Annotated in this window: 14 protein-coding genes; 8 read left to right on the top strand and 6 right to left on the bottom strand. The window is 64.3% G+C overall.

Going from position 1 to position 12,482, the window contains the following annotated elements; genetic code table 11:
* Positions 1 to 15 precede the first annotated feature (15 nt).
* Both ACX5I4_RS01185 and ACX5I4_RS01180 read left to right on the top strand, forming a co-directional pair.
* A complete protein-coding gene (locus ACX5I4_RS01185; protein ID WP_461835043.1) occupies positions 16 to 693 on the top strand; it encodes a CoA transferase subunit B in 678 nt (225 codons plus the stop codon).
* Entirely contained in the window at positions 690 to 1,907 is a 1,218-nt protein-coding gene (locus ACX5I4_RS01180) for an acetyl-CoA acetyltransferase (protein WP_461835042.1), read from the top strand. Before ACX5I4_RS01185 ends, ACX5I4_RS01180 begins: the two co-directional genes overlap by 4 nt.
* Before the next feature lie 106 nt (positions 1,908 to 2,013).
* Here ACX5I4_RS01180 and ACX5I4_RS01175 read toward each other — a convergent pair whose 3' ends face one another.
* The gene (locus tag ACX5I4_RS01175; protein WP_461835041.1) at positions 2,014 to 2,574 is read right to left on the bottom strand and encodes a GlcG/HbpS family heme-binding protein; all 561 of its coding nucleotides are present in this window, start codon (positions 2,572 to 2,574) and stop codon (positions 2,014 to 2,016) included.
* A 162-nt stretch (positions 2,575 to 2,736) separates the two neighbouring features.
* On the opposite strand from ACX5I4_RS01175, the gene ACX5I4_RS01170 reads away from it, so the two are divergent.
* The 6 genes from ACX5I4_RS01170 to ACX5I4_RS01145 all read left to right on the top strand — a co-directional run bounded on the left by ACX5I4_RS01170 (position 2,737) and on the right by ACX5I4_RS01145 (position 7,690).
* Positions 2,737 to 3,963 carry a sensor histidine kinase gene (locus ACX5I4_RS01170; RefSeq protein WP_461835040.1) on the top strand — a complete coding sequence of 409 codons (1,227 nt, stop codon included), beginning with the start codon at positions 2,737 to 2,739 and terminating at the stop codon, positions 3,961 to 3,963.
* Positions 3,960 to 4,586, top strand: coding sequence for a response regulator (locus tag ACX5I4_RS01165; RefSeq protein ID WP_461835039.1), 627 nt, complete (start codon positions 3,960 to 3,962; stop codon positions 4,584 to 4,586). The genes ACX5I4_RS01170 and ACX5I4_RS01165 overlap by 4 nt, the downstream gene beginning before the upstream one ends.
* Positions 4,587 to 4,684: 98 nt before the next feature.
* Positions 4,685 to 5,269: a dihydrofolate reductase family protein gene (locus ACX5I4_RS01160; protein WP_461835038.1), complete on the top strand. Its 585-nt coding sequence runs from the start codon at positions 4,685 to 4,687 to the stop codon at positions 5,267 to 5,269.
* Between the two features lie 66 nt (positions 5,270 to 5,335).
* The gene (locus tag ACX5I4_RS01155) at positions 5,336 to 5,902 is read left to right on the top strand and encodes an HdeD family acid-resistance protein (RefSeq protein WP_461835037.1); all 567 of its coding nucleotides are present in this window, start codon (positions 5,336 to 5,338) and stop codon (positions 5,900 to 5,902) included.
* A gap of 65 nt (positions 5,903 to 5,967) precedes the next feature.
* Entirely contained in the window at positions 5,968 to 6,774 is an 807-nt protein-coding gene (locus tag ACX5I4_RS01150) for an exodeoxyribonuclease III (RefSeq protein ID WP_461835036.1), read from the top strand.
* 46 nt (positions 6,775 to 6,820) lie between these two features.
* Positions 6,821 to 7,690, top strand: coding sequence for a hypothetical protein (locus ACX5I4_RS01145; protein WP_461835035.1), 870 nt, complete (start codon positions 6,821 to 6,823; stop codon positions 7,688 to 7,690).
* Between the two features lie 11 nt (positions 7,691 to 7,701).
* Here ACX5I4_RS01145 and ACX5I4_RS01140 read toward each other — a convergent pair whose 3' ends face one another.
* The 5 genes from ACX5I4_RS01140 to ACX5I4_RS01120 all read right to left on the bottom strand — a co-directional run bounded on the left by ACX5I4_RS01140 (position 7,702) and on the right by ACX5I4_RS01120 (position 12,397).
* A complete protein-coding gene (locus tag ACX5I4_RS01140; protein ID WP_461835034.1) occupies positions 7,702 to 8,766 on the bottom strand; it encodes a LacI family DNA-binding transcriptional regulator in 1,065 nt (354 codons plus the stop codon).
* A 134-nt stretch (positions 8,767 to 8,900) separates the two neighbouring features.
* Complete coding sequence (locus ACX5I4_RS01135) at positions 8,901 to 9,158, bottom strand: hypothetical protein (RefSeq protein ID WP_461835033.1); 258 nt, start codon at positions 9,156 to 9,158, stop codon at positions 8,901 to 8,903.
* Positions 9,155 to 10,036, bottom strand: a complete 882-nt coding sequence (locus tag ACX5I4_RS01130; protein WP_461835032.1) for a carbohydrate ABC transporter permease — start codon at positions 10,034 to 10,036, stop codon at positions 9,155 to 9,157. The genes ACX5I4_RS01135 and ACX5I4_RS01130 overlap by 4 nt, the downstream gene beginning before the upstream one ends.
* 1 nt (position 10,037) lies before the next feature.
* Positions 10,038 to 11,045 carry a carbohydrate ABC transporter permease gene (locus ACX5I4_RS01125; RefSeq protein ID WP_461835031.1) on the bottom strand — a complete coding sequence of 336 codons (1,008 nt, stop codon included), beginning with the start codon at positions 11,043 to 11,045 and terminating at the stop codon, positions 10,038 to 10,040.
* 71 nt (positions 11,046 to 11,116) lie between these two features.
* Positions 11,117 to 12,397 (bottom strand): ABC transporter substrate-binding protein, encoded by a 1,281-nt coding sequence (locus tag ACX5I4_RS01120; RefSeq protein ID WP_461835030.1) that lies wholly within the window; start codon positions 12,395 to 12,397, stop codon positions 11,117 to 11,119.
* Positions 12,398 to 12,482: the final 85 nt, after the last annotated feature.

Raw genomic sequence — 12,482 nt, 5'->3', positions numbered from 1 at the left:
CGAAGGAGCACCACCATGGCATGGACCCGCGACGAAATGGCCGCCATCGCGGCCAAGGAACTCAACGATGGCGACTACGTCAATCTTGGTATCGGCATCCCCACCCTTGTAGCCAACAACCTGCCCGACGGCGTGCGGGTTGTCCTGCAAAGTGAGAACGGCCTGCTCGGCATGGGGTCTTTCCCCTATGAAGGCGAGGAAGATGCCGACCTCATCAACGCCGGCAAGCAGACCGTCACGGTCCTGCCCGGCGGCAGCATCTTCGACTCCGCAACGTCTTTCGGCATGATCCGCGGCGGACACGTCAAGGTTGCCATCCTCGGCGCCATGCAGGTTTCCGGCAGCGGCGACCTCGCCAACTGGACCATTCCGGGAAAGATGGTCAAGGGCATGGGCGGCGCCATGGACCTGGTCGCAGGGACTCCGCGCGTGGTGGTCCTCACCGAACACAACGCCAAGGACGGGAGCGCCAAGATCGTCCGGGAATGCACGCTGCCGCTGACCGGCCTGGGGGTGGTGGACCGCATTGTCAGTGACCTCGCGGTGTTCGATCTGTTCAAGAACGACGACGGCGGGCGGCAGCTCACGCTGACCCGCCTCGCTCCCGGGGTCACCGTGGAGGAACTCCGCGAAAAGACCGAGGCTGCATTCACGGTCTCCCTGGAATCCGCTCTCGAAGGAGCCACAGCATGAGCCTGAAAGACCAGTTCGGCAAAGATATCCTCCTCACCGGATGGGGACACAGCAAGTTCGGCAAACTCACGGACCAGACGATCGAGTCCCTGATCGTCCAGGTGTCCGCGGAGGCCATTCAGAACTCGGGCCTTGAGCCCCGCGACATCGACGAGATCTACCTCGGCCAGTTCAATTCGGGCATGCAACCGCTGGGATTCACGTCCTCGCTGGCACTGCAACTGTCCGAGGACCTGGCCAACGTCCCGGCTACGAGGACAGAGAACGCGTGCGCTTCCGGTTCCGCAGCATTCCAGCAGGGCGTGAAGGCTGCCTTGGCTGGCACTGCCCGCAACGTCTTGGTGATCGGCGCCGAGAAGATGACGGATGCCGGAGCCGACGTTGTCGGAGCAGCACTCCTGGGCGCGTCTTACGAAATGGCGGGCAAGGCCTCCACCACCGGCTTCACGGGGCTGTTCGCCGAGGTGGCCAAGCATTACGAGAAGCGCTACGAAGAGGGCATCGAAGGCTTTGGTTTTGCCCGAGGCCTGGGCGACGTCCTCGGTTCCATCGCCGCCAAGAACCACCACAACGGCATGGACAACCCTTACGCCCAGATGCACAGGGACTTCGGCGAGGAGTTCTGCCGGACCATCTCCGAGAAGAATCCCCTGGTCGCCGAGCCGCTCCGCCGCACCGATTGCTCCCCCGTGTCCGACGGTGCCGCCGCCGTCGTGCTCTCCGTTGGCCCGGCGTCGGGCGCTGCTACTGATCCCGTGCGGTTGGCGGGCTTCGGGCACGCGAACGACTTCTTCCCGGCAGAGCGCCGCGACCCCACCGAGTTCGCCGCCACGCGAGTCTCCTGGGAGCGCGCATTGGGGATGGCCGGCGTCGGGATCGAAGGACTGGACTTCGCCGAAGTGCACGATTGCTTCACGATCGCCGAACTGATCATGTACGAGGCCATGGGGCTGACGCTGCGCGGCGAAGGCTCCAGGGCAGTGCGGGAAGGTTGGGTCTACAAGGACGGCAAGCTGCCCATCAATGTCTCCGGCGGACTCAAGGCCAAGGGCCATCCCGTGGGCGCCACCGGCGTGTCGCAGCACGTCATCGCGGCCATGCAGCTCACGGGCACCGCAGGCGCCATGCAACTGCCCAACGCCCGCCGCGGAGCCGTTCAGAACATGGGCGGCGTCGGCATCGCGAACTACGTCTCCGTTTTGGAGGCTGTCTAAGGAACCCAACTGACTCGCAGTTAATGTCGTTTTCAGCCCTCATAACGACAACAACTGCGAGTCAGTTGGGCACCACCCGCTCGGGTGAGATGGCGCAGGAATTCCCCTACTTCGCCGCAAGCACCGCCGCACCAGCCGCTGCACACGCTTCGTCCAGGGCGCCGTCCGGTGCGCCGCCGACGCCGATCCCCGCCACAGAGACGCCGTTCACCTTGAGCGGCACTCCGCCGGGGAGGAAGAGGGTGCCCGGGAGGTCGGCGATCGACGGGCCGTTGCCGTTGATCCTCTTGGCGAGTTCGCTGGTGGGCGCACCGAAGGCGGCGGCGGTGTAGGCCTTCTGCTTGGCAGCTTCAATGGTGTGTTCGGCCGCGTTGTCGCCCCGGAGCAAGGCCTGGACGGTGCCAAAACGATCGACGAGCGCCACCGTGACGAACGGCAGCTTGTCGGCCTGGCACTTCGCCAAGGCGGCGTTGACCGCCTGGCTGGATGCACCGACGGTGATCCGGTTCTGCGGGACGACGTTTTCCGCGGACGGATTGACGTCGACGGCGGCCGTCGCGGTTTTCGCAGCGGCAGGCGTCACGGCGTTCGCGACGGCGGTTGCCCCGCCGGTCAGGAGCAAGGCTCCGGCTGCAGCAGCGGTAAGGATCTTGTTGGACTTCTTCATTGTGGTCCTCCGGGAGGTCGGCAACGGGTACAGTTCCATGTTTCCGCCCAGGCCTTGCGCCGCACATCCGGCGCTCGTCTCCCCTGGCCTCATCCCTTCCGCTCCCGGTATCAGCCAAAAGGCGGAGAGACCAGCGGCCGGAACGCGCCTAGCATGGGAAGAATGCCCGCATCTCCGAACTGGACGGCCTCCCGTCCCGCTGCCTTCCGCCCCACCTTGGGCCGGATCGACGCAGTGGTTCACCTCAGCTTCGCCGTGCTCATGGTGGCTTCCGGAGTGCGCTACGTCCTGCGGCACAGCCCGGCCGACAATCTCTGGACAGTGGCCCTGGCTGCCGCAGTGTGCGTCCTCTACGCCGTAGTGGCGGTGCTTGCCAAGCGCCGCCAGCCGTGGCTGCTGTGGATGGTGGCGCTCGTGCTCGCCTGGGCTGTGCTGGTCATCGCCGCACCGAGTTTTGCGTGGTGCTCCTTCGCTTTGTTCTTCCTGTCCCGCGCGGCCTTCAGCGGTTGGATCGGCTACCTGGCCGGGGGCGTGACGGCAATTGCCACGGCCATCGGGCTGTTCCGCCTGAGTGGCGACACCGACGTCGCCATGCTGCTCGGACCCATCGCCGCAGCGGTCCTGCTCACATTGATCTACGACAGGATCGAGCACGACGCCGCGCTGCAACGCCGCCTGCATGCCGACGTGTCCCAAGCGCAGGAACGCCTGGCGGCCAGCGAACGTGCAGCCGGGATCGCAGCGGAGCGCGAGCGTGTTTCGCAGGAAATCCACGACACTGTCACGCAAGGCCTTGCCAGCAGCCTGCTCCTACTTGAAGCCGCGCAACGCTCGTGGCCCGAGGCATCCGCCAAGACGGAAGTGCAGAAGGCCGGGACCCTCCTGCGGCAAAACCTGGCCGACACCCGCAGCCTGGTTCACGAACTGTCTGCCCCAGGCCTGGAGAACGGACCACTGCCCCAATCCCTTGAGCAGGCCGCCCGCCAATACCTCGACTCCGTGATCCTCCACGTCACCGGCGATCCCCGCCCAGTGCCCGGTGAAATCCGCCATGCCCTGATGCGCGTGACCCAAAGCGCAGCGGCCAACGTCAAACTCCACGCCCAAGCTGAACAGGCCAGTTTGACGCTGGGCTTCCTTCCCGGGGCGGTCACCCTGGACGTGTTCGACGACGGTCGCGGCTTTGATCCCGCCGCGGTACCACCGCCGTCGGAAAAAGGAGGCTACGGTCTGCGCGCCATGCGCCAACGGGTGGAACAACTCGGCGGAGTATTTTCGGTGGAGAGCTCCCCTGGCGAGGGAACCGTCGTAGCCGCGCAACTGCCGCTGCCTCCTGCGGAACCCAGCCCGGCGGCATCGGCGGCGCCCATCGGGAAGGACACCCCATGAAGCCGATTTCGGTCCTGCTCGTCGATGACCATTTGGTGGTCCGCAGCGGACTCAAGGCGTTGCTAGGCACCCAGCCGGACATCGCGGTCGTCGCCGAGGCGGCATCCGGCGAGGAAGCCCTCGCTGCAGCGCAGCAGCACCCGGCCGACGTCGTCATGATGGATCTCGCCATGGGCGAGGGCATGGACGGAATCGAGGCGATCAAGCGGCTGCGCCAAGCCAGCAAGCAGCAGGCTGTACTCGTGTTCACTACCTATGATTCCGATGCCGATATCGTGAGGGCCGTGGACGCCGGCGCCATGGGCTACGTACTCAAGGACGCCGCGCCGGAGGAGATTTTCGCGGCGGTCCGGGGCGCAGCGCAAGGCAAGAGCGTCATGAGCGCACCGGTGGCCAGCAAGTTGTTCCAGCAATTGCGCAACCCGGACGAGGTCCTTACCCCGCGGGAAGCCGAACTCCTCAGCCTCCTCATTCAAGGCCTCAGCAACCGCGAGCTCGGCAAACGGCTGTTCATCTCCGAAGCCACGGTCAAAACGCATTTGGCGCACATCTACGCCAAGCTCGGCGTAGAGACACGAGCGGCCGCGATTGCGGTGGCCATTCGCCGCGAGGGGATGCGCTAAGAAAAAATTCGGGTGCCGGTGTCGATTTGGCCGGTCGCCATTCGTATAGGGGGTGACCGGGCCGCAGAGAGCGGTCCGCAGGAGCAAGGGAGCATGTCATGCGCCAGATCAATGCGACGTTGTCCATCACCCTCGATGGAGTCATCCAAGGACTGGGCCGTCCGGACGAGGACACCCGCGGTGGCTTCACCCACGGTGGGTGGGGCGGCAAGTACAACGACGACGTCATGGGCCGCGAGATGGGCAAGGGCATGGCGAAACGCACGGACATGCTCTTCGGACACCGGACCTGGACCGACTTCATCACCGCCTGGGCCACCCGCGCCGACGACAACCCGTTCACCGCGTACATGAACTCAGCCACGAAGTATGTTGCGTCAAGGACGCTGGAGAACGCCGATGCCTGGCAGAACTCCATCCTGCTCTCCGGCGAGGCCGTCGAGACGGTAGCCAAGCTCAAGGCCGAGCCGGGCAACGATCTGACGATCATCGGCAGCGCGTCGCTGGTCCGATCCCTGCACGCCGCCGGCCTCATCGACAACTTCACGCTGCTGATCCACCCACTCACCCTGGGTACGGGGACGCGGCTGTTCGAAGGCCCAGCCCCGCTGACCGAGTTCGAGCTCACAGCCTCCGTCACCACCACCAAGGGCGTGATCATCGCGCACTACACCCGCCGATAACGAAAGTGGTGGCCTCACGCGTGCCGGCCCATTCCCCAGCTACCGCACCGGGTCTAAACTGACCCTATGTCCGACCCATCAGGACGCAAGTTGTTTCAGCATTCCGGAACGGCGCTCATCTTCCGGGGAGCCTTGGCCCTTCTCTTGGCCTTCCTGGTTGCTTCCTTGCCGGTCGCCACTGTTTTTGCGCTCGTCTACGTGTTCGGCGTCTACGCCATCACTGACGGACTCACTGACATGGCCCATTACTTCTACGACCCTGCGCGCCACTCCCGCTGGAGCATGATTGGCGGCTTCATCTCCGTCGCGACTGGCCTCGTGGCAGTTTCGTGGCCAGGCATCACCGCCGCAGCACTTGGCTTCCTCATAGGAGCTTGGGCCCTGGTCCTGGGGATCTCGCAAATCATCCTCGCCATGGACGCCAGGACGACGGTCAGGGCTTGGTGGCTCTGGATGTTGACAGGTTTAGTCACCACCTTGTTTGGGCTTTTTGTGCTGGTCAATCCCGGCGCCGGATTCCTGAGCGTGGTGGCGCTGCTGGCGACATACGCCGCCGTCGTTGGCTTGCTGTTGATCGCCTCTGGCATCAAGCTCCGCAGGCGCGCCACCTCTTCGGTGATGCTCGCACATTAGTCCTTAGCGGGAGCAATCCGCCCTGAGGGGATGCGCCAGGTCCCAAGTTCGGTAAGTTAGTGGCTGTGAAGATAGCTACCTGGAATGTGAATTCGCTCCGCGCACGTGCCGACCGCGTGGAGGCCTGGCTGCAGCGCAGTGACTGCGACGTCCTCGCCATGCAGGAAACCAAGTGCAAGGACGACAACTTCCCGTGGGAGCTCTTCGAACGCATGGGCTACGAGGTGGCCCACTTCGGTGTGAGCCAATGGAATGGCGTCGCGATCGCCTCCCGAGTAGGGCTCGACGACGTCGAACGTACCTTTGTTGACCAGCCCGCCTTCGGAAAAGCCGGCAAGGATCCCGTCCAGGAAGCCCGCGCCATCGCTGCGACATGCGGCGGAGTAAGGGTATGGAGCCTGTACGTTCCCAACGGCCGTTCCCTCGATGACGAACACATGCCGTACAAGCTCAAATGGCTGGACACGTTGAAGGGCCATGCCGCCGGCTGGGTCACGGAGAACCCCGAAGCGCAGGTGGCACTCATGGGCGACTGGAATATCGCGCCATTGGATGACGATGTCTGGGACATCGACTATTTCCGGGAAAACGCGCTCACCCACGTCAGCGAACCCGAGCGCGAGGCCTTCCGGGCGTTCGAAGCGGCCGGTTTCACCGACGTCGTCCGCCCCTACACGCGCGGTCCCGGTGTCTACACCTACTGGGACTACACCCAGCTGCGGTTCCCCAAGAAGGAGGGCATGCGCATCGACTTCGTCATGGCCTCCGCCGCGCTGGCCGCCCGCGTGACCGGGGCCTCGATCGACCGCGAGGAACGCAAGGGCAAGGGTGCCTCGGACCACGCTCCTGTGATCGTGGAACTCACCGACTGAACAGCCAGCAGTTCAAGCAGCAATTGATGGAGGAGGCGGGCCGGCGATGAGCGGAAAGCTGTACGGGAGTCAGGCGGGACTGCCCTTCTCTTCGGCGTTGCGCGTCTACGAACCGCTCGAAGCCTTCCCGGAGGACCAGCGGCAGCAGCTCGTGGCGAGCGGTACCCGCAGCGGTTCGCGGGCCGCCGTCGAGAATGCCGAGTTGCTCGCGTCCCTTGGACGGGTCACCCGCAAAGGCGGTGATCCTTTCCCGACGGGCAGCACTGATCTGGTCCGCATCACCCGGATTCCGTCCGGAGACCTGAACGACCCCGACGCCGGGCGGCTGCTGTATTGCCCCAGCCAACTGGTGATCCGGGCAGGTCTGGCGGCCAACGCCCTCATGGAAGGTATCCACGGACCGCTCGCGGAACTGCTCATCCCCGTGGATCAGCGCGACCGGCATCAGGCCCGCATCGACCGCATCAATGCAAGCCACGACGCGAAGCGCGTGCACACCAGGGCCTCCACGTGGGGAATCCCGTTCAGCTGGTTTTCGCTGTTCCAGGAGTCGGACCGCAAGGACGTCGTGGAAGCAGGAGGACGAATCCTCACGGTCAGGGTCTGGGCTTCACTGACTGATGCGCTGGACCGCGCACGCTTCGCCGTGGCCAACCTCGCCCTCGCCGCACCGGACCTGGACATGCTGGATGACCTCACCCAGCTCACCGAATGGCTCGAATTGTTCCATGTGCAGTCCATGGTCGAGCTGGACTACGGCGCAGTGGCAGACAAGGTGTACCCGGATGAGTCGCCGATGGATGTCCGGCTAGGCATCGAGTGCTTAGCCGAGGGCGACATGACGGGGGCAGCCGCGGCGTACCGCAGGCTCGCTTCCCGCTGGATCCCCATCAGGCAGCTGGCCCGGGCTTCCTGACTTCAGGCTTCCTAGCTACTGGGCCTTGGCGTTGGCGGGGCTGTGGATTCGCGCACGATCAGCCGGTGTGCTGCCTTCATGGACCGTACCGAGCCTGCGGCGCCGGCCAGCTCGTCCAGCAACATGCGCGTGCCCAACTGGCCTTGTTCAACGGGGTCCTGAGCCACCGTGGTCAGCCCCATGGCTTCGGAGAATTCGTGGTTGTCGATCCCGATGATGGACAAATCTTCCGGTACCCGGACTCCCCGGCGCCGGGCCTGCAACATGGCGCCCATGGCCATTTCATCGGAAGCGCAGAAGATCGCGGTCGGCTTGCGTCCGGGCTTGTTCCAGAGCTCGTCGAAGGCTTCCTGGCCGCTGCCCACCGTGAAGTTTCCGAAAATGTCCCATTCCGGTGGCATGGAAAAGCCCGCGCTTGTCATGGCATCGGTGAAGCCATCGACGCGCAGCCGCGGCACGGTGAAGTTCAGGTCCGAGTCGTCTTGGCCGTGGAGCAATGCGATCTCACGGTGGCCTAGGTTCAGCAGATGCATGGTGGCTTCGACGGACGCAGCATAATCGTCAATGCCGATGCTCGGGCAGTCTTCCACCGGACCCCCGACGATCACCAACGGGATGTCGATTCTTTGGAGATCGGCGATTTCTTCCGACGTCAGCGACATACAGAGGACCAGGAGTGCGTCGATCTGCTTGTAGACCATCGTCTTGCTGAACAGGCGTTCCCGCGCTCCACGCTGCCCACCCAGGTTGAACAGGGAGAGGTTGTAGCCGCGGGCGTGAAGCTCGCGGTCTACGCCCTCGATGGCCTTGAAGAAGAACCAACGGTCTACGTACGGGGCCAGGACGCCGACGGTCTTGGTGCGGCCCGTGGCCAGGCCGGAGGCGGATGACGACGCCACGTACCCGAGTTCTCCGGCGACCCGCAGGATCTTTTCCCGCGTCGCCGGAGATACTCGTGGAAGACCCCGCACCGCGCGCGAAACGGTGGCGGTGGAAACGCCTGCGGCCAGTGCGACATCCTCAATGCTGGCTCCTGCGTGGCCGCCACGCTGGGACCGTTCATTCGTTTTTGCCACTCGAGCCCCCTCAAAGAATCCGTGCGGAAGCCGAGGGTTCCTTCCCAGACGGCAGATAGCCAGCGTATTCCGCCTGGTCGCCCTCCGCCGATTCCGCGCTAGTTATTTCGGACCGCCTGATTCAGGAACACGGCTCAGGTGAGGCGCCTGCCAGTCCTGGGTGGAAGCTTGCGGCGCATTCGAATCAGGCCCCACATAGCCAGCACCACAGCCAGCAGGCCCAGGGCCCAGCCCAACGCGGGCTGGGCCGTGAGCTCGGCGCTGACCGTCACGACTAGCAGAACCAGGCCCCAGAAGCCGAGGAGGCCAAGGACGATGTCAAGGTCCTCCGCCGAGCGGACCCTTCGCAGATCGGATTGATGCGCCTTGCTGCCGTGCGCTCCCTCAATCATTTGACGGCGCCCGCGGTCAGGCCCGCCACGATCTTGCGCTGGAAGACCAGCACGAGGATCACGAGCGGGATGGTGACAATGGTGCCCGCGGCCATGACGGCGGTGTACGGTTCCTGGTGCGGCTGCGACCCGGCAAAGTAGGCGATCGCAACAGTGACGGGGCGAGTTGCGTCCGAGGACAGCTGGCTCGCGATGAGGAACTCGTTCCATGCCCCGATGAAGGCCAGGATCGCGGTGGTGAACGTTGCAGGCGCGGCGAGGGGCAGGATGATCTTCCGGAAGGCCTGGCCCTGCGTGCACCCGTCGATACGGGCGGATTCTTCGAGTTCCCACGGCATCTCGCGGAAGAACGACGTCAGCGTGTAGACCGTGAGCGGCAGGGTGAAGGAGATATCCGGGATGATCATCGCCTGGTACGAGCCCATCCAGCCGATGTTGGTGAACAGCTGGAACAACGGGGTCACCAGCGCCACGCCCGGGAACATCGACGCCCCGAGGATGAATCCCATGACGGCGAACTTGAACCGGAAGTTCAGGCGCGCAAGAGCATAGGCGGCGAACACGCCCACGACGAGGGCGACGATCGTGGTGGCTCCCGCCACGATGAGGCTGTTGAGCAGGTTCCTACCGAAGTGGTTGCCGAGGCTCTCGTCGAAGACCGTCGCGAAGTTGTCCCACGTGACGTGTGTCGGCCAGAAGGTCGAATCAAAGGTGAACGCAGTGTCGCGGAAGGCTGTCACGATCATCCAGTACGCCGGCACGAGGCACCAGACGAGGATGATGGCAGCGGAGATGTAGGTGCGCAGCTGCCCCCAGTCGAAGGTCTTACGGCGATCTGGCACGGTTGCAGCGCGTGGAAGCGTGGCGGTGGCGGCCATGTTACTTCCTTCCCGAGGAGGTGGCCGCGCCCACGGCGTTGGCGCCTAGGAAGCGGACGAAGATGAACGCGACCAGGAAGATCACGATGAAGGTGATGGTCGAGAGCGCTGCTGCGCTGTTGAACCCTTCGCGGATCTGGTCGACGACGAGAATCGAGAGCGTCGTCGTGTTGTTGGCGCCCTGGGTCATGATGTACGGCAGATCGAACATGCGAAGCGCGTCGAGCGTGCGGAACAGGACTGCGACCATGAGCGCCGGCTTAACGAGCGGCAACGTGATCTGCGTGAAGCGCTGCCATGCGGTTGCGCCGTCGACCTTCGCGGCCTCGTAGACTTCATCCGGAATGAGCTGGAGGCCGGCGAGGATGAGAAGCGCCATGAACGGCGTCGTCTTCCACGTGTCCGAGATGACGACCGCCCACTTGGCAGGCCATTCCGACCCCGTCCAAAGGATCTGGGTCCCGAACAGCTTGTTCGCGATGCCGTCGAACGCGAAGATGAAGAACCAGAGCTTGGCCGTAACGGCTGTGGGGATAGCCCACGGGACGAGAACGGCGGCGCGGACTGCGCTCCGCCCTCGGAAGGACCGCGCCATGATGACCGCCATCCAGAATCCCAGGACGGTTTCGAGGGCCACGGTCACCACCGTGAAGAAGAAGGTGGTGCTCATCGCGTTCCAGAACTGGGACCCGAGGGTTCCTGGCGGGCAGGATTGGCCGTTGCACTGCTGGAACAGCCAGTGCACGTAGTTCTCGAATCCGGCGGGGCCGCCTTGCTCGAAGAACCCGGTCGCAGGATTGAGGCCCGCGTCCTTCTGGAAGGACATGATGATGGCGTTGACCACCGGGTAGATGATGACGACAGCCAGAAGGACGAGCGTCGGCACCAGCAAGACGGAGGCCCAGCGGCCTTGGGTCACCTGCTTCCGGTCCGCACTCTCGCGGCCGGGCATATGGTGGGTCTGAGCTGGCGCCCCGGCTTGGGTGCGCTCCGGGAGTTTCGTAGACATGGAGTCTCTCCTGTTCAGGGGGCCGATGGTCCGGGCGTTGGTTCTGCCCGGACCATCGGCTCACAACTTGGCTACTTGGCAGCTTCTATGGCCGACTGCATGTCGGCCACTGCCTGATCGACCGTCTTCTCCCCCTTGAGGGCGGCGTACGCGTTATCCTCCACCGCCTTGGTTACGGCCGGGTAGAACGGCGTGACCGGACGCGGGACTGCGTTCTCGATCGACGTCTTGAGGACGGGCAGGTAGGCGAGCTTGGACGTCAGGGTCGGGTCCGTGTACAGGCTGCCCAGGACAGGAGCCAGCGAGCCCTGCGTCGCGTAGAACTTCTCGGTTTCCTCACTCGTCATGAACTTCATGAAGTCCAGCGCCGTAGCCTTGTTCTTGGAGTAAACGCTCATCGCCAGGTTGTGGCCGCCGAGGGACGAGGCGCCGGGGCCGGACTTGCCGGGAAGCGGGGCGATGCCGAACTTGTCGGCTACCTTGGAGGAACCGTCGGTCTTGCCCGCAATGTTGTAGACATACGGCCAGTTGCGGAGGAACAGGAGCTTTCCGTCCTGGAAGGCGGTGCGGCTGTCCTCTTCCTTATAGGTGATGGCCTCCTGCGGGATGTTGCCGTTCTTGAACGCGTCGACGAGCTTGCCAAGACCTGCTTTCGCCTCGGCCGAGTTAACCGCCGCCTTGCCGGAGTCGTCCACGATCTTGCCGCCCCATGAGTTGATCGCCTCAGAGGCGTTGACCGTCAGGCCCTCGTACTTCTGGAACTGGCCCGCGTAACAACCGATGTTGTTCTGCTTCGCGATCGAGCACATGCTCATCATTTCGTCCCAAGTCTTGGGGGGCGTGGGCACGAGATCCTTGCGGTAGTACAGCAGGCCGCCGTCGGAGGTCTGCGGTGCCGCGTAGAGTGTGCCACCGTAGGTGGCTGTCTTGACGGTCGCCGGCAGCATGGCCGAGGTGTCGAAGGCCGTCTTGTCCTTGAGCGGCTGCAGCCAGCCCTTCGCCGCGAACTCCGCGGTCCAAATGACGTCGACGTCAACGACGTCGTAGTTCGTGTCCTTCCCTTGGAAGTGCTGCACCAAATCGTCGTGCTGCTGGTCGGCCGCGTCGGACTGCTCCTTGAAGGTGACCTTCTGGTCTGGGTGCGCCGCGTTCCACTTATCGACGAGGGGGCGCACAACGTTGCTGTTGTCCTTGCCCTGCACGTAAGTAATAGGTCCGCGGCCGTCGAGGTTGGCTGCAGCGTCGCCGCCGCCTGTGCTGCCACCGCCGCCTCCGCCGCCACCACAGGCCGACAGGGACATGGCGAGCACGCCAGCCATAGCGGCCGGCAGAAGGTACTTGCGAGTTTTCATGCTGGGGACTCCTCAATGAGTGGACCAGGTATTTTTCCGCAGTGCGGTTGATGTGGTGAGCCTCACATTAGTAAGCTTCCGGGTA

This window comes from Arthrobacter sp. MMS24-S77 (assembly GCF_054888235.1).
The sequence above is the reverse complement of the archived record's forward strand: the minus strand, read 5'-3'. Positions and strand labels throughout refer to the sequence as shown.